Origin of the sequence: Nostoc sp. C117, from assembly GCF_043099735.1 — a bacterium.
Lineage (GTDB): Bacteria > Cyanobacteriota > Cyanobacteriia > Cyanobacteriales > Nostocaceae > Nostoc.
In genome coordinates this window covers 6,054,660-6,079,442 of the sequence record NZ_CP170991.1, presented here as the reverse complement: position 1 = coordinate 6,079,442, position 24,783 = coordinate 6,054,660, and the positions used below count along the sequence as shown (strand labels likewise).

Annotated in this window: 16 protein-coding genes and 2 pseudogenes; 10 read left to right on the top strand and 8 right to left on the bottom strand. The window is 40.7% G+C overall.

Features of this window, described 5'->3' with window-relative positions; translation table 11 throughout:
* Positions 1-186 precede the first annotated feature (186 nt).
* The 5 genes and pseudogenes from ACFG4S_RS26095 to ACFG4S_RS26075 all read right to left on the bottom strand — a co-directional run.
* Positions 187-1,701 (bottom strand): trehalase family glycosidase, encoded by a 1,515-nt coding sequence (locus ACFG4S_RS26095; RefSeq protein ID WP_392531840.1) that lies wholly within the window; start codon positions 1,699-1,701, stop codon positions 187-189.
* Positions 1,702-1,837: 136 nt separating this feature from the next.
* Positions 1,838-4,636: a malto-oligosyltrehalose synthase gene (gene treY / locus ACFG4S_RS26090; protein ID WP_392531839.1), complete on the bottom strand. Its 2,799-nt coding sequence runs from the start codon at positions 4,634-4,636 to the stop codon at positions 1,838-1,840.
* A gap of 175 nt (positions 4,637-4,811) precedes the next feature.
* Positions 4,812-6,662 (bottom strand): malto-oligosyltrehalose trehalohydrolase, encoded by a 1,851-nt coding sequence (gene treZ / locus ACFG4S_RS26085; RefSeq protein ID WP_392531838.1) that lies wholly within the window; start codon positions 6,660-6,662, stop codon positions 4,812-4,814.
* A 310-nt stretch (positions 6,663-6,972) separates the two neighbouring features.
* The gene (locus ACFG4S_RS26080; RefSeq protein ID WP_392531837.1) at positions 6,973-7,386 is read right to left on the bottom strand and encodes a thiol-disulfide oxidoreductase DCC family protein; all 414 of its coding nucleotides are present in this window, start codon (positions 7,384-7,386) and stop codon (positions 6,973-6,975) included.
* A gap of 84 nt (positions 7,387-7,470) precedes the next feature.
* A pseudogene (locus tag ACFG4S_RS26075) lies at positions 7,471-7,590 on the bottom strand (Uma2 family endonuclease); the annotation flags it as partial.
* A gap of 166 nt (positions 7,591-7,756) precedes the next feature.
* Between ACFG4S_RS26075 and ACFG4S_RS26070 the strand changes: the two are divergent.
* From ACFG4S_RS26070 to ACFG4S_RS26055, 4 genes are all read left to right on the top strand, one after another.
* Positions 7,757-8,809, top strand: a complete 1,053-nt coding sequence (locus tag ACFG4S_RS26070; protein ID WP_392531836.1) for an aldo/keto reductase — start codon at positions 7,757-7,759, stop codon at positions 8,807-8,809.
* Positions 8,810-9,007: 198 nt separating this feature from the next.
* Positions 9,008-9,580 carry a DNA starvation/stationary phase protection protein Dps gene (dps, locus tag ACFG4S_RS26065; RefSeq protein WP_392531835.1) on the top strand — a complete coding sequence of 191 codons (573 nt, stop codon included), beginning with the start codon at positions 9,008-9,010 and terminating at the stop codon, positions 9,578-9,580.
* A gap of 580 nt (positions 9,581-10,160) precedes the next feature.
* Positions 10,161-10,877 (top strand): pirin family protein, encoded by a 717-nt coding sequence (locus tag ACFG4S_RS26060; RefSeq protein WP_392531834.1) that lies wholly within the window; start codon positions 10,161-10,163, stop codon positions 10,875-10,877.
* 78 nt (positions 10,878-10,955) lie between these two features.
* A complete protein-coding gene (locus ACFG4S_RS26055) occupies positions 10,956-11,159 on the top strand; it encodes a hypothetical protein (protein WP_392531833.1) in 204 nt (67 codons plus the stop codon).
* Positions 11,160-11,316: 157 nt separating this feature from the next.
* On the opposite strand, the gene ACFG4S_RS26050 is transcribed toward ACFG4S_RS26055, so the two are convergent.
* The 3 genes and pseudogenes from ACFG4S_RS26050 to ACFG4S_RS26040 form a co-directional block, all read right to left on the bottom strand.
* A complete protein-coding gene (locus ACFG4S_RS26050) occupies positions 11,317-12,483 on the bottom strand; it encodes a hypothetical protein (protein ID WP_392531832.1) in 1,167 nt (388 codons plus the stop codon).
* Positions 12,484-12,627: 144 nt separating this feature from the next.
* A pseudogene (locus tag ACFG4S_RS26045) lies at positions 12,628-12,824 on the bottom strand (IS5/IS1182 family transposase); the annotation flags it as partial.
* Positions 12,825-13,018: 194 nt separating this feature from the next.
* The gene (locus tag ACFG4S_RS26040; protein WP_392531831.1) at positions 13,019-13,609 is read right to left on the bottom strand and encodes a flavodoxin family protein; all 591 of its coding nucleotides are present in this window, start codon (positions 13,607-13,609) and stop codon (positions 13,019-13,021) included.
* Between the two features lie 538 nt (positions 13,610-14,147).
* On the opposite strand from ACFG4S_RS26040, the gene ACFG4S_RS26035 reads away from it, so the two are divergent.
* The 6 genes from ACFG4S_RS26035 (at position 14,148) to ACFG4S_RS26010 (ending at position 24,553) form a co-directional block, all read left to right on the top strand.
* Entirely contained in the window at positions 14,148-14,396 is a 249-nt protein-coding gene (locus ACFG4S_RS26035; RefSeq protein WP_392531830.1) for a hypothetical protein, read from the top strand.
* Positions 14,397-14,722: 326 nt separating this feature from the next.
* Positions 14,723-20,050: a translocation/assembly module TamB domain-containing protein gene (locus ACFG4S_RS26030; RefSeq protein ID WP_392531829.1), complete on the top strand. Its 5,328-nt coding sequence runs from the start codon at positions 14,723-14,725 to the stop codon at positions 20,048-20,050.
* Between the two features lie 38 nt (positions 20,051-20,088).
* Positions 20,089-21,216: a succinylglutamate desuccinylase/aspartoacylase family protein gene (locus tag ACFG4S_RS26025; protein ID WP_392531828.1), complete on the top strand. Its 1,128-nt coding sequence runs from the start codon at positions 20,089-20,091 to the stop codon at positions 21,214-21,216.
* Positions 21,217-21,602: 386 nt separating this feature from the next.
* Positions 21,603-22,796 carry an ATP-binding protein gene (locus tag ACFG4S_RS26020; RefSeq protein ID WP_392531827.1) on the top strand — a complete coding sequence of 398 codons (1,194 nt, stop codon included), beginning with the start codon at positions 21,603-21,605 and terminating at the stop codon, positions 22,794-22,796.
* Positions 22,753-23,637, top strand: coding sequence for a hypothetical protein (locus ACFG4S_RS26015; protein ID WP_392531826.1), 885 nt, complete (start codon positions 22,753-22,755; stop codon positions 23,635-23,637). Before ACFG4S_RS26020 ends, ACFG4S_RS26015 begins: the two co-directional genes overlap by 44 nt.
* Before the next feature lie 61 nt (positions 23,638-23,698).
* Positions 23,699-24,553 carry a tetratricopeptide repeat protein gene (locus tag ACFG4S_RS26010; RefSeq protein ID WP_392531825.1) on the top strand — a complete coding sequence of 285 codons (855 nt, stop codon included), beginning with the start codon at positions 23,699-23,701 and terminating at the stop codon, positions 24,551-24,553.
* Positions 24,554-24,783: the final 230 nt, after the last annotated feature.

The following is a 24,783-nucleotide window of genomic DNA, read 5'->3' as shown; positions in this document are numbered from 1 at the left end:
ATCACTATTATTGCTCTCCCTGCCTCCTCTACCTCCTCTGCTCCCTCTGCAAGAATCTCGATCAATCTTAAAGTGAAACGGTATTAGACATTAAGGATATAGCTGCGGGAATTTTGCGCCATACGATCGCACTTTGAGGAGTCAGGATTGGGTAGCGATCGCTTAAAGTTAATTGATCTGATATATTTAAACTTTTCTTTCAAAAGCTGCTAAAAGTTCCAGAATGACTCCATTTGTCCAGCCGAAACCAACTTCATTTGAACTATAGCCAAAAGAGATTTCGTCAGAAACGTTGGCAGAACAGCGTTCAACATCATATTTCTCGACTAGAGTGTTGTGACGCTCGAATTCTTTAACTACCATCGCTAAGAATTTATTAGCAATACGATCGCCTTCTGCATGATATCCATAGCGGTGAAGTCCCTGGACGGCAATTAAGGTCAATGGTGCCCAGCCAAACGGGGCATCCCACTGATTACCAGTAACACGAGTACTGGTCAAAATTCCGCCTGGTGCTTCAAATAAAGAGAGATTTTCCACAAGGCGCTGGGCTTGATTTTCGGAAGCAATTCCCAGCCACAGGGGATAGAACGTAGTCGCAAATTCATAGCGGCGGCGTTCTTGACTGTAGAAGTGATAATCGAGATAAAGTCCTTGTTCTTCATCCCAAAGACATTGATCGATGCGATCGCGGCGAATATCTGCGCGATCGCGCCATTGCTGTACTAGTTCTTCGTTTTGGAAAATCTCGTTAATTTTCGCTAAGTCTAATTCCATTTGATACAGCAAACTGTTGAGGCACACAGGCGCATAATGGAGGATATCAGCACTGAAGGGGCCAAATCGGTTGGTGATATCAAAACCGGACTCGCGCATAGTGCGATCGGCTTTATAAAATAAGTTCGTCAGTTCGTCATTTTCGCGATCGTAGTAAAGATTAACGTCATAATCCTCAACCTCAAAGGTTTGATAGTATTCTTTCACGCGATCGTAGTGGCTTTTTCCTTCTTCATCTCGCTCCGAAAACAAAACTTCTGGCGCAGCGCCTTCTCCAAAGGCATAAAATCGGGATAAACCTGTTGCGGGATTCAGGTGCGGCGGAACTACCCAGTAATAGTAAAACTGTTCTAGCAGCGGGACAGTTGATCTGAGCCACTCTTCATCCTGGGTGTGCTGGAATAGCGCCATCACCATCATACTGAGGACGGGTGGCTGCGATCGCGACAGCATGTAAGTCCGGTTGGAATTGAGGATAGTACCGTAATGCTTCACCTGGTAAAGTAATTGGTCTACCTGGTTTTGGGCTAACTCTAATTCATCATCGTGCAGAAGTCCCAGTAATATAAAGTAACTGTCCCAACCATACATTTCGTTAAAGCGACCACCAGGTACGACATAAGGCCCTGGCAGGTATAATAATCCATGTTCTTTAATTGCTTCCACTTCCGACGGCAAAGTGCGAATTTCAATTCTTTGCATATCCTGGCGAGATAGCGATCGCTCTAACACACTTTGAATATTAGGACAATCTTCCAAAGGTGAAATGTAGACTAGCCAAGGAGTTTCTATTTTGTGATCTAGTTTTGTATCCTTGGCAGATTGTAATAAGTGTTCGTGCGATCGCGTTAAGGTTTTCCACGTTTTTTTTATGTGGGATTGTACGGCGTCAATTTGGGCGGTGGTGAGTAGTGATGGAGTCATAATTTGATTCAGAATTTTTTTAAACGCAAAGGAACGCAAAGGGAATCGCAGAGGTACGCACGCAGAGATTTTTCGGCGTTCTCTCTGCGCCTCTGCGTGTTAGCGAAGCGGGGCGTAGCACGACAAATTTATCTTTTCACTCAGCACCACTAACCAATAAAGCAACAGGAAAATGGGTGAGAGCAGATCCAATAGATAATGTTTCTTTTATCTCTAAAGATTGCTGAGTGAGAACATTTTTCCAAGACGAGGAACTTCCAGCAGGTAATTGCAGGTGCGTATCTTCCCATACTGACTCGCCTAAGGGATCTTCTCCAAGCTGAATGAGGCGAGTTAAAAAGCGAGGTGCAATGGCGATCGCTGTTTGATTCCCCAATTGTCGAGCAAAGGCAATAATATGATTGGCATGAGTTCCCTGAATTTCTAACGGTAGATAATCCCCATCTTGAAATAATGAGAGATAGTCTGTTCTGGCTTTGAGTAATTGCGCCGTTAAAAACAGTTTAATTCTGCCATCGGTTTTGTGCTTCAGTAAGTCCTGAATCAATCCCAAAATGTCGGTCTTAATTTGCTCTTTGATACTGCTTAAGTAACCCCGTCGCTGGTCAAAATCCACGGGACGGCGGTTATCTGGATCGACTAAACTAAACTCCCAGAGTTCCGTTCCCTGATAAAAGTCGGGTACGCCGGATACAGTCGCTTTCAGTAAAGTCTGAGAAAGGGAATTGAACATTCCATAGTAGGCAATTTTCTGTTGAAGAGGATAAAAGGCTTCGAGAAATTGCCCGGAAATTGAAGGATTTAGTACTTTCTCAACAAAGGAAGTACAAGCTTCTTCATATTCGCTATCAGGTCGCAACCATGCAGTATGGACTTTCGCTTCTCGAATTGCTTTAATCATATATTCTTTCACTCGTTCCACGAAAGATGCATGTTCGTGTTCGGCAAAAGGAAACGCACCCACCAGTGTTTGATAGAGAAAATATTCATCATTGCGATCGGGCATTGCAAATCCGTTGCGAACCTTGCGATGTCCTTGATTGTAATGACTCCAGATGTTTACCTGTTCTTCCCATTCTTCTGGCAATTCTGATAACAGATTTAACCTTGTTCGCACATCTTCGCCGCGTTTAGTATCGTGGGTAGCTGTGGCGTTCATGGTATGAGGCCATGTTGCTTGGTGCTTTTGATTAAAACTGTGAAAGTCGGCTACAGAGATGCCAAAATGACCGGGATTTCCTCCTACTTCATTCAGGGATAACAAGCGATTGTAAACATACAGAGTTGTATCTTCTACACCTTTCGCCATTAGGGGTCCACTGTATTGTTGCATCCGCAAGACAAAATAGATCCACTGTTCGCGTTCTGTTTGAGAAAGCGAATTATCAAATTCTAACAACATTAACTTTTCGATAAAAGTTAGTTCGTGCTGTAATAAAGGTGTTTGTTCTTTGGCTTGGCGAATTACTTCTTGAATGGTAGCGCGATCGCTCTCTCCAATTCCCTCAGGAGTAATGTAGGTGCGGTAAATGGGGAACACTGTCAAAACTTCCGCGATCGCCCTTTTGAGTCCATTGATGGTAAAATCATTGCCATAGCGGTATTTGCTGGAAATATTCTTTAACAGAATCGCTAAATTATCAATGTCTCCGGCTAAGTTCTTTTCTAAGATTAGCTGCTTTTTCTCTCTTACCAGTGATGTATAATTTACTTTTGTACTGATAAAGGCATGGTAAATTTTATCCAGCCATGATTCTGCATCCGTTTCACAAAATACGCCGTTTACATAGTTGAGAAAGTCATATCCCGACGTACCTTGAATTAGCCAATTTTCTGGCAAATCTTCGGTGACTTCCAAAATCTTTTCAACTGTGATGTAAACATCTCCCATTTTTTCCAGTAGTCTTTCTAGATACTGGATTGGGTTATAAAGTCCATCAATATGGTCAATACGTAAACCTGTAAACTTACCTTCTTCAACCAGCTTTTGAATCAAACTATGAGTGTTATTAAAAACCCGCACTTCTTCAATTTTCAGAGAAATCAATTCGTTGACAGTAAAGAATCGACGGTAGTTCATTTCTTCCGCGCCGACTTTCCAAAAGGCAAGACGGTAAAATTGGTCTTTGAGTAAATCATCTAGTAAATTAAAGCTTTCAGAATTCCCTGGTTCTCCGTTAAAAGCCTTGAGGTTTTCGTCAATGAACTCATGGATTAATTCGTTTGTGGTGTAAAGTTCCCAAACTAATCCTTTGATAAATGCAATTTGGTCTTGTCGCTGTTTACCCGCAACTTCGGAAGGCACATTTTTGAGAATATAAAGAATTCCCAACAGCTTAATAAAATCGGGGTGATTGCGTCCTAGTGTGCGCGTCAGTTTGCCGAGATTATGAATGATAAATTTTGTGTAAGACTCTAACCGCAGTGGTAATTTTAAACTGTAATAGTTGACAGTTAAACCGTTTTGCTCATATTGCAGTTGAATATCTCCATTTTCCAACGATACACCATAGAAATCTCCCAGCAGAGGAGCGAGAATTCGCTCTTGGCGATCGCCAAATGGCACATTCCAAGAAAGGTCAAAGTAGTCAGTATAGCTGGAATCTGGACCGTGTTCCAATACATCCATTAAGTAATCGTTTTGGCTGGTATACGCCATGTGATTTGGCACAATATCTTGCAACCAACCCATACCTTGGGATTGTATTTCACTAATTAAGGCATCAAAAGACTCATTAGTTCCCAGTTCCGGGTTAAGTTGAGTCGGATCTACAATATCGTAGCCATGCGTACTCCCCGATCGCGCCTTAAAAATCGGCGAAGCATATAAATCGGAAATGCCCAAATCTGCCAAATAACCCGCGATCGCTTTAGCGTTGTCAAAGCCAAACTGAGGTGTAAACTGAATTCGATAAGTTGCTCTAGGAATTCGCATAAATGTAATGTGTTGTTTTTAGATTTAGTTTCTTCTTACCTCTGCGCCTCTGCGCGACGCCAGTTGCTTCTCCTGTCGGAGGACGCTACGCGAACAAGTCGTTAGAGCCACCCAACGCACTGGCTCCTCTGCGTGAATATTTCACATCCTGGTTAAGCACAGAGGAAAAGAGTAATTAACGGTCTACCTCATACAGTACTAAACTAGTGGGTTGCAATTTCACTTCTTCTCCCACAGACAAATATTCAGGTGCTTGGGAACCAGACCCAGACCATGAGCTATCTGCTGAATCCAAAAGTTTGTGAGCATTTTGTTGAATTGGGAGAGTGACTGTCACTGGAGACGAATTAAAATTCATCACAAATATGATTTCACTCGTTTCACACCAACGACGCACAACAACTAATTGTTTATCTTCATCGCTAGTCGCTTCAATGAAGTTGCGGTCTTGGTTGAGAAGTGCTGGATGCGTCTTCCGCAAATTAATTAATTGGCGATACCAATTCCACAGAACTTGATGATTACCTTCATGACGTAATTCCCAGTTGAGTTTAGAACATAAAAAGGTTTCGGCCGATTCGGGGTCTGGGGGATCTTCTTCGTAGTGAAATGCTTCAAATTCTTCTTTGCGTCCGGCTCGAACTGCTTCAATCAAATCTGGGTCGGAGTGACTAACAAAGTAAATAAAAGGTGCGGTTTCGCCATATTCTTCTCCCATGAATAATAGCGGTAAATAAGGCGAGAGCAGCACAGCGCCAGCAGCTAACTTTAAGCCTTCAAAAGAGATGCGCTGTGTGAGGCGTTCTCCCTTCATTTGGTTGCCGATTTGATCGTGATTTTGAATGCAGACTAAAAATTGTGATAAAGGGCGATCGCGGCAAGATACGCCATGAAACCGCTTGCGATCGGGGGAGTACTTCCAATCGTAGACAAAACTATCTTCATAAGCTTTCGCCAAATCGGCAAATTTCCCAAAATCTTGATAATACCCTTGGCGATCGCCTGTCAACACTACGTGCAGTGCATGGTGAAAATCATCACACCATTGAGCATCCAGTCCATATCCACCGACTTCGGCGGGACGAATGATTTGCGGATTATTTAAATCACTTTCAGCAATTAAATGGCGTTTCCATCTTTGCCCTTGTTGGGAAAAATGATGAATTGCTTCGGACAGTTCCCATAAAAAATGCTTCGCACCCAAGTCATAAATTGCTTGAATTGCATCCAACCGCAAGGCATCAATATGGAATTCCCCCAACCAATACAGGGCATTTTGAATAAAATAATTTCGCACGCCCTGACTATGGGCACCATCGAAATTCATCGCATTGCCCCACGGGGTTTTATAGGTTTCGGTAAAGTAGGGCGCAAATTGACCCATGTAATTACCTTCTGGGCCAAAGTGGTTATACACCACATCCAGCACTACAGCAATATCGTGTTCGTGGCAAGCATTCACCAGTTGCTTCAAATCGGCTGGGCTACCGTAGGAATTTTGTACGGCAAACGGGTAAACTCCATCGTAGCCCCAGTTACGGTACGCAAGAGTTGCCTCAATATGGGTATCTCCTGGAAACTGGGAGATAGGCATAATTTCAATCGCATTAATTCCCAGTTCCCGCAGTTCGGCTAGGCGGGGAATGATGGCGGTGAAGGTACCTTCAGGGGTGAATGTGCCCACATGGAGTTCGTAAAAAATCATCGACTCCACCCGAATCCCAGCCCAATGTGAATCTGTCCACTCAAATTGGCGATCGACAACTTGAGACGGACCATGCACACCTTCGGGTTGATACTGCGATGCGGGATCGGCAAAGGCGTTTTCGTCATTCACCACATATCGATAAAGCGTTCCCGGATAGACATCACTCACTTTTGTCTGCCAATATTCTTCTCCCAGAGGCTTGAGCGCAATTACTTGCGGTTGTGGCGTCAAAATTTGTACAGCGACGCTATTTAACGTTGGTGACCACACTGTAAACTCACACTCTCCGTTCCCCAAATAATTAGCACCAATTCTCACGCAGATTCTCCCCCTAGCTCGTCTGTTGTGCTGAATTTTGGCGTGAAAGTAATTTGATGTTGTTGCATATGTTTACAAACACACCAGATAGCATAATGGTTGTTCTCGCAGACTTTTTGCTAGCACCTGGAGACGGATTTTTGTACTGAAAAAATCTATCTAATTAGCTATTAGACCTCTTGCATAAATATTTTTTTGTGCCACGCAGAGGAGCAGAGGTGCAGAGAAGAGCGCGGAAAGAGGGATAATTTACGTCCAGAGCGTATTTAGGGTTCAGACAATTAGAGCGACAAAAGCCAGTTAATCAAAGTTACTCATTACTTGCTTTGCAGTTTCCATCAACACAGTATGCTGATTTATATGTGCTAGAACGCTTCCCAAAGAGTGCATAGCGATTATCGCGGATTTGTTCGTAAAAGCGATCGCCGGCCCATTTCATCCCCGGTAACCCCCGATAAGCATCTACAAATATACTTCCTGCTGGCAATAACCGCCCAATTTCTTCTGCTGCGTTACTACCTTGCCAACGTCTTTGAGGTTCGTTGGCGTCAATTAAAATCATCCCCTGTTCGCAGTCTTGGGCTGTAATTCCCCACTGTAAAAGTGTCTGCTCATCTTGCATTGGAGCATAACTAAATAGCTTTCCCTGGTCTAAGGTTTCTAGCGCTCGCACTAGTGTAACGCAGAGATTACAATTTCCGTCGTAGATTACGTAGTAACTCATGGAAATAACAGTTCTTTGGCAATGACGATGTGTCTAAAGCGATCTTAGTAGAAAAAAGCCGTGAATTAGCTTAGGTGTAACATGTCAAATATGTATAATATCATCAAGTTTAAGTTGTAAATTTGGTAAAATACCAGAGGAAATAGTATCTCCTAAGCGATATTGTTCCTGTTGGTACACACCATTAACTACCTGACAAATTGACTTTCAAAAAATCAACGTTCACCCTCAAAAGGTCAACTTTCACCCTTAGAAGCTCAACTTTTAAGTTTTAAATCTCCCTGACTGCTGAATTCTGAATTCTGAATTCTGATGTATCATGCCTTTGGGATGGTATTTGCATAGTTTTTTCATTAATGAGAAAATATTCATGAGATACAAACTCTTAGGTAAAAGCGGGTTAAGAGTCTCTGAACTCAGCTTGGGAACCATGACCTTTGGTGAAGATTGGGGTTGGGGTGCTTCTCAGGACGAAAGTCAGAAAATCTTTGATACCTATGTGGAAGCAGGGGGAAATTTCATTGACACCGCCAATGGTTACACAGATGGTAGCAGTGAAAAAATTGTTGGTGAATTAATCGCCAAAGATCGGGAACGCTTTGTAGTTGCGACAAAATATTCCTTTCCCTTGCGGATGAATGACAAGAAGGGCGACCCTAACGCCAGTGGAAACCATCGCAAGAATTTAATTCAATCCCTAGAAGGTAGCCTCAAACGATTAAATACCGACTATATTGATTTATTCTGGTTGCACGCTTGGGATTTTACAACGCCGATTGAAGAAGTATTGCGATCGCTTGATGATGTAGTCCGCCAAGGTAAGGTACTTTACATCGGCATTTCTGATGCACCCGCTTGGATTGTTTCCCAAGCAAATACCATCGCCCAATATCAAGGATGGACGCAGTTTGTGGCTTTGCAAATTGAGTATAGTTTAATTCAGCGGACACCAGAACGCGATTTAATACCCATGGCCAAAGCCTTCGACTTAGCAGTTACACCCTGGTCACCTTTGGGTGGTGGTGTGCTGACAGGTAAATACAACAAACCTCCTCAAGAAGGAGATGAACAAAGACGGCTAGCAAATCCAGCGTTAGGAATTATTTCCGAAAGAAATTTAGCGATCGCCCAAGTAGTTAGCCAAGTTGCAGCAGAAATTGGCCACACACCCTCACAGGTAGCATTAGCTTGGTTACGCGCTCAAAGTGGGGTGATTATTCCCATCATTGGCGCACGTAAATTAACTCAGTTTCAAGATAACTTAGCTTCTTTAGATGTCACCCTTTCTTCAGAACATCTGCAACGCTTAAATGAAGTGAGTCAAATTGAACTGGGTTTTCCCCATGACTTTTTACATAACGATATTATTCGCGATCGCCTTTTTGGTGGTACATTTAATACCATAGATAATCATCGCATTTGATGTAATTTGTCATTTGTAAATAACCAATGACTACTGACTAATAACTTATGACTACTGACGCAATCTATAAGCGCATTAACTGAAGTTAAAAGCAGTAACACATTCAAGCGTGAATACAATCTATCGTCAGAGAGTTTCGCATCGCTAGCTACTATCTGTAAAGTTAAGTTTAAAAGACAAAAAGCATTCACTACAACCATGAGCGACAACACCATCTCATCACGTCTGTATCCTACCCGCATTGATATTCCCGCTGAAGCGCGAGTGCAAATTGTGGTACTTCTCAACCAAACCTTAGCAGCTACTTTAGATCTGAAAACTCAGGTCAAGCAAGCGCACTGGAATGTTAAAGGCACTGACTTCTACCAGTTACACGAATTATTTGATGAACTAGCTGGTGAATTAGAAGAGTACGTCGATATGGTGGCTGAACGCGTCACAGCTTTAGGCGGATATGCTTTAGGAACAGCCCGCGCTGCTGCCAGTAATTCCATTTTGCCAGAATATCCCTTTGATATTTTGGATGGTAAAGACCATGTAACAGCCTTAGCAGATCGCTTTGCACCTTATGCTAAACATATTAGAGAGGCGATCGCCAAAACTGATGAATTAGACGACCTCGATACCGCCGACCTCTACACCGAAATTTCTCGCACCATTGACAAACGACTCTGGTTCTTAGAAGCTCATCTCCAAGTAGCAGAAATTAAGGCAGAGAATGGCAAAGCGGGTACTACTAAAACTCAAAAGACACCTGTTGCTGCCAAATAAGTGCTTCTCAATCAGCGAGCAGTAAATCTTAAGTTGTAGTACTACGTTAAAATAGCACTTGCCTAAGCAAAAGTGCCTCCTCAGATCCCCGATTTTTTGAAGAAATCGGGGATATAAATTTTGTTGGAGTTAAGGTAACGGACGCGATAGATCGCAATACTTGTCGGGTTTTGGGGAAAAGGGGAAAGAAAAAACCTTTAACCATTACCTTTTAACCTTTTCCCCAAACCCAATGCCGAGTTAAAAATGCTTTACCCGAGCAGTATTGCGATAGATCGTCGTCTTTACAATCTACGGCGTGTCATTAAAAAAACTTATCTGAACCGTATTGAAAAGTAGTCGAGTATTTTTAAATTGTAAGTCTTGTTAGAGTAATTTAGTTTTGAAAGAGTGTGTTCCATTTAATTAAAAACCTCTGTTAAATCTCCTAGTATCTTTTTAGTAACTACGTTACTTTGAAGTGCGTACTTTTCATTTTTATGTATATACTCTACTATTTGAATAGTTACAAATTAGGTCTAATCAATCAAGACTTTCAATTCTAAATTATTCTACAAACAATTAACAACGAGGTAAATTTATGTCTCAAAATACAATTACCCACTTAATTCACGATCGCAATGCACGCGGTCACGCTCAAACAGGCTGGCTCGATAGTTATCACACCTTTTCCTTCGGTAGTTTTTACGATCCTAACCGTATGGGATTTCGCTCTCTGCGAGTGATTAACGACGATCGCATCGCTCCTGGTGCTGGATTTCCTACACACGGTCATCAAGACATGGAAATCCTCACTTATGTCTTAGAAGGTGCCGTAGAGCATAAAGACAGCTTGGGTACTGGCTCAGTGATTCGTCCTGGTGATGCCCAAATTATGAGCGCTGGTACTGGAATTAAGCACAGTGAATTTAATCCCTCACCAACAGAACCACTGCATTTGCTACAAATCTGGATTCTTCCCGATGAAGAAGGATTGACACCAAGATACCAACAAAAAGCTTTTCCTCTAGAAGAAAAGCAAGGTAAACTCCGCTTAATTGCTGCTAAAGATGGGCGCGATGGTGCTGTAACAATTCACCAAGATGTTGACTTATACGCATCTGTTTTAAGGGAAGGTGATGTTCTTAATTATCAAGTCAAACCCAATCGTTATGCCTGGTTACAAATAGCCCAAGGCATAGTTAACTTAAATGGAGAAGAACTCAGAGCTGGTGATGGCGTACAAATCAATGGCGAAGAACAGCTAGAAATTAGCACTAACATCGGCGGCGAAATCTTGCTTTTTGATTTAGGCTAATTTTGAAGTCTGTTTCCTAACAAGCCTTTAAATGAGACACACCGTAGGGTAGCATAGCGGTGCTACCCTACAATTTTTTTGTACTACATACAGGCGATCGCTTTTAGCAGCAGCAATACCGATCTTCAGGAAGTGCAGATGATTTTGACTAACCCTCAATGGTGGGAACAGGTAGAAACCCAATACTTTTCGGTTAAGGGGAAAAGGGGAATGGGAAAGGGAAAAGAAAAAACCTTTAACCCAAACCCAGTAACCTTTTCCCCAAACCCGATTCCGAGTTAAAAGTGCAAAACTCGAGAAGTATTGGTTTAAAACCGTAATGCCAACGAAGGTGAATTTTTCCCTCATCCAAAAAAAAGGGAAGTCAGAGTTACCGTTGGTAGCCTTGACTTCCCTTTTCCCTACAATGATTATCATTCTTATATATTGGGTATTTTATTTATTGGAAGTCCTCAAGGTTACTTCTTCCCAACATTAGTTCTAATATTGGTCTTTCAGTTTGAATCAAGCTACTTAATTCTTGTCTTAACTGCTGATATTTTCGATTTGGATCGCGTTGAATATCATCTGACTTGTCTCCTGCTGTAATCCTAAAGTCTTCTGGATATTCTGCTAATGGTTTATACCTTTCACCTCCGATGGCAGACGCTAAGGAATTTGGATCTTCTAATTTTCCTGGTAAAGACAATTTGTTTTCAATCCTGGTTTCATCCAATTTGTGAGTTCCCATTTCTTCAGTATATAAAGCCAATGGAACTACTTGTGGTGGAGTTTCTCCTCTAGAACGAAAATGAAATAATTTTCTTGGAGAGTACTTGTCATTTAAGTACTTTGTTAAATGTGCATAAGTTGCGTATAAAGAGCGTCCTGAAAGGGTATAATCTATTAACAGAATTTTTTTACCTTTAATAGCATCTTGTTGTGGAATAAATCTATCAAAATGATGTTTGAGTTCTTTGTATTGTTCTTTAGTTAGCTTATTTCCTAGTCCTATTTGTTTTGGTTCTTTGTTTTTATCTAACGAAGGATTGAATTTACTTAAAGCTATATTGCTAGCTTCTACACCATATTCTTGTAAAAATGCCAGAACAGGGGTTGGGCTTTTTCCTAATCCGATATAGCAGTATTTATTCGGTGGATACTTTTTAAGTATACTTACACACAAATCTTTTATTTGTTCATATTCCTGATCTGTCAACAGACGACTCTCTTGAGATGGTGGATTTTCCAGCATACACTGAACGCTATCAGTATTTGTGTGAGCGAACAAAGACTCTGGTTGAATCTGGTTTTGTGGTTGATGATGAATCATTTGCACTACTTGGTGTGCTGTCCCGTACGCTTCCTGCTCGTACTTATCTCCTGGTTGTCCAATTGTCAGCTTTGGTTGGATGAGTTGGGTTAATAATTTTGGTCTTCGTGGTTCTGTCATTAAACCAGGAATTTCTAGCAGGTTCGTCTTTCTTTGAGCTAGTCCTTGAGTTTGTTGATCGGGAGTTACTTTTGTCTGTTGGGTAATCGGTGCAAAGGGTCTTGATGCAAACTGGGATTTTGTTTGAATTTCTGGTTTGCTAGTAGCAGTTTTTGCAATTCTTTGGAATGTCATCGGATTGTACCCAACAATAACCGTCTAGCTAATATTAAACAATAATAATATTATTAGCAATACCTTTGCCAATTTATGAGGGTTCAACGTCTGCGATTAAAATAAAAACGCAAAGTTCAAAGAAAAAAACATTTGAACAAAAAGGTCTAAAAATACATATCCATTGTAATAAATAGCCGACAGTTTTGCTCTGAATTCCACGGCTTTCCCTCGGACAGTTGGACGGATATGTGCTTTGCTTAAACTCACAATCCGGTCATCAATACTTTGTTTTTATTTTCATATAACCATAGTTGTTGACGATAGACTTCTCCGACGAACAATAACATCTTATATAGTCTGTTAGAGGCTATTTATCAAGTAAATCTAAAGAAGAAAAAAGAGGTTAATCAACAAGCTCAAATCATGCCTACTATTTCCCCATAAGGAAATTAAAATAATACAAAAGCGGGACTTTGACTTCCCGCTAAAGTTTCTATTTACTTGAGATCTTGTCGAGGTAATACTTTTGCTCAAGTTACTTAAATATTAAAGGCTACTTGACCCAACGTTTAGTTGCCTCTGCAATACGTTGCCCAAAGCGTTCTGATGTTAGGTAATCTCCTGAATCTAGCACAGCTTCCTTACCACTCATATCGAGTTGGCTTTGTCCCATAACACCGAGAAATCCCCCTAGCCGATTAACTCCATCATCCTTACCGGACAAAAAGCTTTGCAAGTCTCCCACATTTACCCAAATCATCCCGTGCTGAGCTGCGTTCGTTGCTAAATATAAGAGCGTTCCTTGCTTGTCACCACTAGGGGAACTAGAGTGAGTAAAACCCCCAGCGATTTTGTCTTTCCAACCGTGTCGGAACCAAACTTCGCTAGCTGCATCGATAAACGCCTTAAACTGAGCCGCTACACCACCCATATAAGTAGGTGAGCCAAACACAATTGCATCAGCTTGATTGAGGGTTTCCATAACTGCATCATTTTTCCAGCGGCCATTGATAATCTGCTCTCCAGCGATCCTTAGTAGTTCAACAGTCGTGCCTTCAACTTTACTTGCGCCTTCGCCAATGGCTTGCGCCATCAAATGAGTATGTCCTGCACCAGAAAAATAGATAATCGCAATGGTAGGCATAGAAAACTTAGGTCACTTTTTTGACTTTAAAGGAACGAGAAATATCATAGATAATACTGCTTCCTCAAGTAAAGTAATCTCAATACAGTTCGGTTATAAAGTGGGCACAGTGGTCTCTAAGGAACTTCCAACTAAAAAAATATCCCCATCGTTTCGGTGAGCAGGGGAAGGGGAGCATACTTCGACTCCTTTCGACTTCGCTATCTCGGCTACTTCGGCTTTGTGGTAGTTGAATCTCGACTCACTTCGACACCGGTCAGTGCAAGTCGCTTGATTTCCGCGTAGGCGAAACTCAGTACAAGTCCGCTCGGCACAAGTCAAGGCAAGCTGCTCAGTAAGCGGGGGATGCAGGGGACGCAGATGAGGAAGAATCTAACGATCGTCTTCTCTGGCAAAATTGAATAATTTAATTTCTGGAAGTCCCTAAAGCATCGATTCAGTAATCAAATTATGTTACCCATTTAACTTGTACATTTACCTGATAACGGTTGACTTATGACCGATAACCGTGGACTATCAATGATTATAAAGAGTTTAATTGTATCGATCTATTCAAGCACGAGATGAATTTTCGATTTCGGCAATTTGGCAACATCTATTTTTCACTTTCAGTTTTAATGAATATGTCAGAACAACAGGACGAAAAAGAAGTTGTACAAGAAATGGAGTGAAAACTCCTGCTTCAAAAGTCCTGACTATGCCAGTTGTTGACGCTATTGCTGTAGAACGGCTCTACATGATTGATACAGCACTAATAGCGTTGTGTTCCCGCCATACAACTGGCTAGAAATCAAACCAAAGCAAATAGATAAAACTTGCAGACTTATTAAAGTTAAGGCTACTGCGAGATGCAGATAATCATTTTTGATTATACCTGAATGACAGCACCAATCTAAGGCTCGGTTCTGCTGAAGATATATAGTTATCAAATCATCAATGCATACATATATTTACGTATATTTACTACACATTATCTAATAATCTAAAATGTCATCATTCATCGGAATGAATTACTAATCTATCTAGAGAAAGTTTTTAGAAGTTACTAAAACCAACTATGGTATTCTCTTGTAATAAATTGTTTGTTACTCAATAGCAGTACTGGTAACGAAAATGACGAGTTCTCCAAATCCAGGAAACGATCAAGAGCCAACGAACCGTCGTTTATATCTCCTCCTTTTAAAACGTACCAGTCTGTTTTTAGGAATTGTTTTGCTTACAGCAATTGCAGCTGGTATTTGGTGGACTAGAAAGTATGTATATGAAGATCTAGCACCTTTAGTAGAGCAAAATCTTGAGCAATTGCTTGGTCGTCCGATAAAATTAGGGAAAGTGGAACGATTTTCACTCTCTAGTTTAAGATTTGCTTCGCTGTCAATACCCCCAACTCCCACTGATGCAGACCAGGTGACAGCAAAAGCTATAGATGTGCAGTTTTCACCTTTACAAGTTCTTTTAACTAGAAAACTGCCATTAAGTGTCACATTAGTTCAGCCCAATGTCTACATCCAACAGGATAAAGATGGTCGCTGGGTGACGGCTCAACTTAAGACTGGAGAAGGTAAAAGTGCTATTCAAATTGAGTTACAAACACTTCAGCTTGTTGATGGAAATGTCGAGTTATTACCAGCCTCCGTACCAACTAAACCAAAAGGTTCTGTAATTATAAATCAATTGGGTGGTGTTGCCAGATTTTTACCAGAAAACAAAGGTGTTGGTTATCAAATCAATGGTCAACTCACTAGAGGAGGTGCAGTTAATATCTCTGGTGAAACACAATTTAAACCCCAACAAACTAATCTCAAGCTATTAGCACAAAGTTTACAAGCATCTGATGTCAGTCGATTAATCCAGCTACCAATTGTTTTGCAAGCAGGGCGTGTAGATGCTGATTTAGCAGTTACAATTCCCTCCAATATCTCGGACATAGCAATTACGGGTACAGCTATTTCTAATCAGGTAACTGCTCAAATTGCAAATATTCCCCAAAGCTTTGCTAATTCTAATGGTAAATTGATATTTCAAGGTCAGGCGATCGCTTTAGATAATCTAACTACAAACCTTGGCAAAGTACCCATTGTAGCAAATGGCACAATTAATACCAAAACAGGTTTTAACATCTCAGCGCAGGTAAAACCTGTCACGGCTAAAAATCTCTTCGATACCCTAAAAGTAAATTCGCCAGTGGTCGCTACTGGAGAAATGCAAGCAGATGTTAAAGTGCAGGGGTCACTTCAACAGCCAGTTCTCAGCGGTACAGTAAGCAATACTAAACCGATTCAAGTTGACCGCGTTCAATTCAAAGCTGTCAACACTGATTTTCGTTTGAGTGTATCTAAAACTGTATCTCAAATTGCCATCTCTAATCTGAAATTAGTCCCAGCAGCAGGTGGTGAGATTACCGGAGGTGGTGAAGCTGCACTGGGAGGAAAGGTAAAATTTAGTATGCAAGCTGACGGAATATCCGGGGATATACTAGCACGTAGCTATAATTTGAATCCTCCCATCAATGTTGGCAATGTCTCCACTAAGGCAGAAATTACTGGTTCGCTGGGTAAACAGCCTTTGGTGTTGAACATTTCTAGTGTTGAGTTAAAACCACCAGCGGGTGGGCAAATTGTCGGGAACGGTCAAGTGCAGCTGGCACCCCAAGGTAACGTCTTGTTTAATCTGAAAGCTGAAAATTTACCTGGAGATGCAATTGCGAATACAAAAGATCCTTCATCCGCTATCAAAGTTGGTATGATCTCGACAAATACCAAAATTTCTGGCACGCTTGGCAATCTGCGGGCAATAACTCAACTGCAAGCGCCTACTGCGACTTATCCCACTACGGGAGAACTTGTGATTGCTCAACAAGGGCAGAATATCTTATTGCCAAGTGCTGTTTTTAACGTCGCTGGCGGTACAATCACAGCCACGGGTAGACTTGTACAACAACGCTGGCAAGCTTTTGTCAACGCCCAAAAGTTGCAATTAAATCGTTTCAAGCAGATACCATCGCAATTTCAGGGAGTTCTCAGGAATGCGTCGGTAAATTTGTCAGGAAGCACTGCTTCTTTTAAACCCTCAAGCATTCAAGCCACAGGACAAGCAAGTTTGAATGTGGCAGGAGGTACAGTTAACCTCAGGAATATTAACCTGGATGCTGGTCGCTGGCAAACTGTAGCTAACGCTGACCGAATTCAACTCAACCGTTTCTCACCACAACTGCAAGGAAGGCTGAGTAGTGATGTCAAGTTGACAGGTACAACAGAATCTTTCCAGCTTGCAGACATTCGCGCCGATGGACAAATCCGCGCTTCCCAATTAGCACAGTTAGGACAACCGTTAACAGCCCAATTTCTATGGAATGGACAGCAGATTATAGTTCCACGGGCAACAACTCCAGGAGTTAGCGCTAATGGGGCGATCGCTGTACAATTACCACAAACGGGTACACCCCAGATTGCTGGCTTTAATTTCAATGTCCTAGCCCAAAATTTCAACCTGAAAAATACAGGCTTTAAAGTACCCGGAGATGTCGCAGTAGCAGGGTTACTTGATTTTAATGGGCAAGTTACAGGCACTCTGAAAACCCCTCAAGCTAGGGGAAATATTCGGCTGCGAAATTTCAATGTGAGTAACTTGGCATTTGACCCAGTTTTAACTGGAGACGTAAATTTTCAAGGCGGACAAGGAGCAAGACTGCAACTTGCAGGAAAACAAGACAGAATAGCGGTTAACCTGAATGCAGATTATCGCCCAACCTCATTTTTAGTCAAACGCGGTGAAACAGTTAGCACAGGTAGAACCGAGGGAGATAACTTAATTATCAACGCCCAACAGTTTCCTATAGCTCTTGTTGGCGGCTTTTTACCTGATAATAGATTGAAACCTTTATCTGGGCAGTTATCAGGAAATTTAATTGTTAACCTAAATAATTATGCAACTAGTGGAGACGTAGCGATCGCTAATCCGCGTGTTGCCAGAGTCTCAGCCAACGAATTTCGCGGTAATATCAACTATGCCGATGGAACCGCTAGCTTAAATAACGGTCTATTGCGGTTAGGAAATAGCAATATAGCCCTGAGTGGAAATTTGCAAACCGGCAATGACCCGAAATTTCAAGTACAAGCTAGTTTAAACCAAACTAGAATTGAGCAACTCTTACAAGCATTTAATATTTTCGATTTTAAAGACCTTAATACCGGTTTGGAGTCTCCCACATTCGCGGGAGCAGAAGCACTCAATACTACATCTGTGAATTTACCAAATGCAGATTTGCTAACCCAGTTAGCGTATTTTTCCAAAATTAAAACATCGGTAGCACAACAACAGCAGACAAATACCCAAAAAGTACCAGCTTTACCCACACTTGCAGAATTAACAGGTGCTTTGAGTGGAGGAATTACAGCCAGCGGTTCTTTAAAATCTGGTTTGAATGCCACCTTTAATTTTCAAGGTGATAATTGGCAATGGGGTGAATATTCCATTAATCAAGTCACAGCTAAAGGTAATTTTGCCGATGGTGTGGTCACACTGTCACCTTTAAGTGTTGGCATAAATCAAGGATTAATCGCTTTTTCTGGACAGTTAGGAACTGAACAACTATCTGGAAATTTGAATGTAGCCAGTTTACCCCTATCACTTTTACAGCCATTTATCGAAAAATATCCTGTAAATGTTACTGGTGAAGTAAATGCTGCGGCTAATTTACAAGGCAGTTTAAAAGACCCTAAAGTTAATGGCGAAGTATCACTAGCCAATGCCACTTTAAATAAACAACCCGTGCAAACAGGACAGGTGAAATTTAACTATAACAATGCTCGTGTGAATTTTGATAGTACTTTGTTATTGACGGGAACCCAACCCATTACAATTACAGGTAATATACCTGCTCCCTTACCTTTTGTCGCAGTCAAACCAGATAATCAAATCAACGTTAAAGCCAATGTGAATAATGAAGGCTTGTCACTGTTAAATGTATTTACTAACAATCAAGTTAGTTGGGTAAACGGTGAAGGACAAGTGGATGTCAACGTTCAAGGTACTTTAAACGAGCCAATTATCAATGGAACCGCTAAAATCAATAATGCTACTTTTACGGCTCAAGCTTTATCTGACCCCTTAAAAAATGTTACAGGTTCACTACTATTTAATGGCAATACATTAAATGTAGAAAATATTCAAGGTAGTTATAATCAAGGGCAAGTGATTGCATCAGGAATTCTGCCGATTTTTACTCCTGAGCAAGGCGCAGCTAATCCTCTCACAGTATCTATAGAAAAACAACTAGATTTTAAAGTTCCAGGATTGTATGAAGGTGATGTCAGCGGTAATGCTGTAATTCGCGGAACAGCACTAAAACCTCGAATTGGCGGAGAGATTGAACTAAGTAATGGTAAAGTAATTATTGGCAAATCTGCCACTGATAGCTCAAAATCAGCAAATACAACTGCAACTGCACCACAGCCTACTTCTATTACTCTAAATACACCAGAGGCTAATACTAATGCAGCAACTACAACAGATGCTAGTACTAGCGCTGCAACTGTGCCGAAATTACCTGTAGAGTTTGCAGATTTACGGTTGGTTTTGGGCAAGGGTATTCGGGTTACAAGCGAGCCTTTACTGAACTTTGTACCTGGAGGAGCGGCCTTGAGTCAACCGATACTCAGCTTTGACGCTAAAGGTGACTTGACTATTAATGGTACTTTAGCCAAGCCTCTCCCCGAAGGAGTCATCAGTTTGACAGGAGGACGCCTGAGCTTATTTACTACTGAGTTTACCTTGGCGCGGGGCTACGAACAAACTGCGCGATTTACCCCAAGTCAAGGACTTGACCCTATTCTCGATGTCCGACTGGAGGCAATTGTACCAGAGGCATCGGCAATTAGCGATCGCACTTTAGAATCACCTTTGTCTGCGGAAATCAGCGATGCTTCAGTTAATAGCTTTGGTACTTTACGCACCGTTCGGGTAAAAGCAACGGCCACAGGGCCAGCTAGTGAACTAGCAAATAATCTGGAACTAACAAGTGAACCAAGCCGAAGTCGGGGAGAAATCGTTGGTTTACTTGGTGGCTCGATTCTCAACTCTTTAAGTCAACCAGGAGATTTAACACAAGGATTGACTAATTTCGCCAGTTCTACGATTTTAGGTGGTCTACAAGGAACTATAACTTCCATCGGACAAGCTGTTGGTTTTAACGAATTTCGGATATTTCCTACTCCTACCACTAATGAAGAATCAAGAAGGTCTTCGGTTCTTGATTTGTCAGCAGAAGGCGTGTTTAATGTCAATCGGAACTTCTCTGTTTCTTTATCACGGGCTTTTGCTACTAATGAGTCTTTCCGTTACAATGTGCTTTATCGTTTGAATGATGAAGTTCTTGTGCGCGGCTCAACTAATTTGGATAACGAAAATCAATTTTTAGTAGAGTATGAAAGTCGATTTTAAACCAACATAATTTACTCTCATTCTCACCAAGCTATTTTATGCTGCCAGTTATTGAAAAAATTGTATTACGTCAAATGGCATCAGGCGATCGCCTTTTTCTGCAAGTTTACAAATTTATCGGCGCTAAACCTGGTAAAAAAGTTTACATCCAATCGAATCTCCACGGTGCAGAAATTTCTGGAAATGCCGTTATTCACCAGTTAATTGAGTTTTTATTGACAATAAATGATACAAAATTAACGGGAGAAATTTGGTTAGTCCCCGTTTGTAATCCAATGGGTACTAATGAACGCGCTCAGCATTTTTCTCCTGGCCGTTACTGCGTTTACGAAGCCAAAGACTGGAATCGCATATTTTGGGACTACGAGAAAGAAGCTGATGATTTAGTAGCTTTTACTAAATCTCAACTTCATATCGATCTAGAGGTCGTTCGACAAAATTATCTAACTATAATTAAGCAACAATTCGCCAAAATTTTAGAAAAAATTAATTCTCCTAATTTCGTTGCCTATACTGAGCTTTTTAGCTACAAGCTACAAAGTCTCAGTTTAGATGCAGACTACTTAATTGATTTACATAGTTCTACCAATCAAGCTTTAGACTACGTTTATTACTTCCGAAATCGAGAAGATAGTGCAAAATACTTTCTGCTTGATTTCGGAATCTTACTTGATAAATATGATGGTGATGCTTTTGATGAAGCTTTTATCAAACCTTGGTTAGCATTGGAAGCTTGTTTTAAAGAGTTGGGTAGAGAAATCAAGTTTGATGTGGAAGCTTGGACGCTAGAATTAGGCTCAGGAATGCAAATGAACTCTGATTCAGTAGCCAAAGGTGTACGGGGTGTAAAAAACTATTTAGTACAAAAAGGTGTACTGCAAATTCCTAATTTATCGGATGACATAAAAAGCCATGAGATGACTTTTGCATCCAGTAGCAACCGGAAAAAATATTATGCGATCGCAGGTGGTATGATTCAATCCAGAATTGAATTAGGTAGTAGAGTTAAAACTGGAGAAAAGCTGTATGAAATTCTCAGTTTTAATAAAGAAGGTAAGTTACCTAGTGTAATTGATGTCTGCGCTCAAGAAGATGGATTAGTTTATGATGTTGCAACTAATCAAGCTGTGAATGAAGGCGAATTTGTCTTGGGAGTTATTAGTTAGGGGATAACAGTTCGTAATTAAGATATTTTGCTATACGGATTGCACCACCTTAGGACTAGGGCGTGTTTTCAAAGTCTTAGATCCCCCCAACCCCCCTTAAAAAGGGGGGCTAAGAGTCTCTTAAAGTCCCCCTTTTTAAGGGGGATTTAGGGGGATCTAAAAAGTTAGGAGACTAAACGATTAGTTTGAAAACACGCCCTAGTCCTACACCTAATGAAATATCGGTTTTCTCACAAAGCGATATTTCCAAAACTGGTCTTGACAAAAATACACATCAATGTACAAATAAATTGAAACGCTTTCGATGATAAACGTAGGTTTTTCTAGTGAATTTGGCGACAATTTCCTGGAATTGTAGTTTATGCGTAAGTATATAAAGTACAATTTTGGATTTTCAAGAAGCAGGTGATTTTACAACAATTTTATTTACTGGACATCGCGGTTGTGGTAAAAGTACAGAGTTAAAAAAAATTCAGAGTCTTTGGGAAAACAATTATCGGGTTATTTATTTAGAAGCGAATGAAGAGACAGATATTAATGATACCCGGTATACAGATTTATATTTGATTGTAATTAAACAAGTTGAATTTGAATTACGAAAATTAGGTTTGACTTTTAATCAAGATTTATTAAAAAGTTTTGAATCATGGTTTAAAGACATTACTCAAGAAAACGAGCAAAGTGTCGAAAAATCAGTCAACGTCGATGCAGAAGCAACTCTCAGCCCTACTGCGCCATTTCTCGCCAAACTAATGGTCAAATTGCTGGCACAAATTAAAGGCTCGGACAAGCAAAAGACAACTATTCGGCAAACTCTAGAAAAAGATTTATCTCGCCTCAAATCTGATACTAATCTGTTATTAAGCGACGCTTACGCAAAATTGCGGCAAAAATTTCCTCAATGTAAAGGTTTATTAATTATCTTCGATAATTTGGATCGGGTTCCTCCTGTCGTAGCAGAACATTTGTTCTTTGATTATGCGGCTCAGATGCAAGAATTAAATTGTACAATCATTTATACAGTACCAATTTCAATTCTTTGCTCGCCGAAAAATCCCCTAAATCAATTTGATGGTAATCCTCATATTGTGCCGATGATTAATATCTATGAATTTGAACGGCATAAATGCGATCTAAATTATCATCAGCTGGGCTTAGATGCGATGGCAAGTGTAATTGAAAAGCGGGTTGATATTGATGCAATTTTCGAGAGCCGTAATCAATTATTAGAACTAGCAAAAGCAACTGGTGGACATGTGCGTCAGTTAATGCAAATGATGCGCTCTGCATGTCAAACAGCGAGTACCAAAAAACACGCAAAAATTATCTCCGAAGATATAGAGTATGCAGTTAAACAGCAACAATTTAGTTTTGAGCGGTTTATTCCTGAAGAACATTACGCTCATTTGGCTCAGGTTTGTTTAACTAAAAATGTCAGTAAAGATGAAATTGGACAATTAATGTTATTTAATACTTCCGTATTGGAATATAACGGTGATAAAAGGTGGAATTATCCAAATCCGGTGGTGAAGCGAAATGAGTTCTTCCAAGAAGCTCTCCAATCAGCACAAAAACAGTGAACTTCAAGCCGAAATAGGTAAATTTATTGCCTATAATAAAGATGAATTTGCTGAATTAGTGACATTTGTCGATTTTGCAGAAAAATTTACATTAGGTTTTATTGAAATTAACTTTACACCCGATATAGACCTATTAATTGCTGGATTGCAACAGAACCCTCAATGTGAAGAAATCCAATTCGTGGTTTTAGATTTTCCTGAGAAGAATTTGCGATTTCTGCGGGATGAATTGGTGCAACAATTAGCCAAAATTACTAAAGAAACAAATAAAAAACTTGTTTTATTAATTCGTAATTTAGAAAAATCGATTGGAGTTTTTGGAGATTATCCACCAGTTTTACAGGATTTAAACTTCGTCCGCGATTCCTATCGTCAAAGTGTACCCCATCCGCTTTTATTTATCTTGCCAGATTATGCAATTTCGCGGTTAGCAAAATTTGCACCTGATTTTTGGGCTTGGAAATCAGGTTTATTTCGCTTTAAAACTACAGAATTGACTAGAGATAGGGCAATTGCCAATACTTTGAATGCAGACACCAATATAGAACGCTTACCAACACCAGAACAACAAGAACGTATCGATTTATTACATAGCTTGTTGATGGAATATAACCCAACTGGAGAAATACCCAGCCTAGAGCATCTCCGCAATTGCTGTAATATTTTAAATGAATTAGGCAAAGCATATTTAAGTCAGAATAAACCAATTCAAGCTAGAGAATATTTAGAAAAAGCTGGGAAAATTGCCAAGCAATTTCCTGATTATTCCTTAGAAATCGAAGTTATCAATCAGTTAGGTAAAAGCTATAGCAATCCTAATCCAAACGTGAGAAAATACTGAGATAAAAATCGTTATCTTATAGGCATTTGAGGCTTATTGAACTCTCACATATCATTTAGGATTGCTATATCAGCAGCAACGACAGTTTGAAAGTGCAAACAGCTATCATCAACAAGCTTTAGATATTGCCAAAAAGCAGAAAAATCGTCGTGGTGTCGCCAATTCCTTGCATTATTTAGGTAATGTCTCTTTGAATATGCGACAATTCCACCAGGCGCGGGATTATTATCAGCAAGCCCTGGAAATCAAAATCGAATTTGGCGATCGCTATTCCAGTGCTAGGACTTACCACAATTTGGGAATCGTTGCCCAAAAGTTGCGCCAATACGACCAGGCACGGGATTATTATCAACAAGCCCTGGAAATCAAAATCGAATTTGGCGATCGCTATTCCAGTGCTAGGACTTACCACCAGTTGGGAAGGGTTGCCCAAGAGTTGCGCCAATACGACCAGGCACGGGATTATTATCAACAAGCCCTAGAAATATATATCGAATGTGGCGATCGCTATTCCAGTGCTAGGACTTACCACAACTTGGGATACGTTGCCCAAGAGTTGCGGGAATACCACCAGGCACGAGATTATTATCAACAAGCCCTGGAAATATATATCGAATTTGGCGATCGCTATGAGTGTGCTGGGACTTACCACCAGTTGGGAAGGGTTGCCCAAGAGTTGCGCCAATACGACCAGGCACGGGATTATTATCAACAAGCCCTGGAAATCAAAATCGAATTTGGCGATCGCTATTCGCAAGCTCTCACGCTTCATTGTTTAGGAACACTTGCACAAGCTGAGGCAAATTATGCGGAAGCTAGGGCTAATTTGCAGACAGCGTTGGAGATATATGTTGAGTATCAGGATGAATATTGGGCTAAGGTAGCATGGGATATTTTAGAGAGTTTACCGGAGTAAGCAGGGTAAAGGCGATCAATTGCGTTTGGGTTTTGTGGAGTGCGATCGCTTGTCATTGCGAGCGTAATGAAATGAAGCGAAGCAATCACACAGACTCGTTTAGTATTTTAAGATATTGCGATTGCTTGTCTGCGACACGCTCCGCGAACGTCGTTCCTCCTCGCAATGACGGGAAGGTTTATGGAGGTGCGATCGCGTTTTCTATTTCAGCGAACACATTTATAGATTTT

Excerpts from the sequence above, each read along its gene's own strand:
- ACFG4S_RS26040 (WP_392531831.1), bottom strand. The coding sequence starts at position 13,609 with ATGCCTACCATTGCGATTATCTATTTTTCTGGTGCAGGACATACTCAT.
- dps (WP_392531835.1), top strand. The coding sequence starts at position 9,008 with ATGAGCGACAACACCATCTCATCACGTCTGTATCCTACCCGCATTGAT.
- ACFG4S_RS26060 (WP_392531834.1), top strand. The coding sequence starts at position 10,161 with ATGTCTCAAAATACAATTACCCACTTAATTCACGATCGCAATGCACGC.
- ACFG4S_RS26030 (WP_392531829.1), top strand. The coding sequence starts at position 14,723 with ATGACGAGTTCTCCAAATCCAGGAAACGATCAAGAGCCAACGAACCGT.
- ACFG4S_RS26050 (WP_392531832.1), bottom strand. The coding sequence starts at position 12,483 with ATGACATTCCAAAGAATTGCAAAAACTGCTACTAGCAAACCAGAAATT.
- ACFG4S_RS26070 (WP_392531836.1), top strand. The coding sequence starts at position 7,757 with ATGAGATACAAACTCTTAGGTAAAAGCGGGTTAAGAGTCTCTGAACTC.
- ACFG4S_RS26015 (WP_392531826.1), top strand. The coding sequence starts at position 22,753 with ATGAGTTCTTCCAAGAAGCTCTCCAATCAGCACAAAAACAGTGAACTT.
- ACFG4S_RS26025 (WP_392531828.1), top strand. The coding sequence starts at position 20,089 with ATGCTGCCAGTTATTGAAAAAATTGTATTACGTCAAATGGCATCAGGC.
- treY (WP_392531839.1), bottom strand. The coding sequence starts at position 4,636 with ATGCGAATTCCTAGAGCAACTTATCGAATTCAGTTTACACCTCAGTTT.
- ACFG4S_RS26080 (WP_392531837.1), bottom strand. The coding sequence starts at position 7,386 with ATGAGTTACTACGTAATCTACGACGGAAATTGTAATCTCTGCGTTACA.
- ACFG4S_RS26095 (WP_392531840.1), bottom strand. The coding sequence starts at position 1,701 with ATGACTCCATCACTACTCACCACCGCCCAAATTGACGCCGTACAATCC.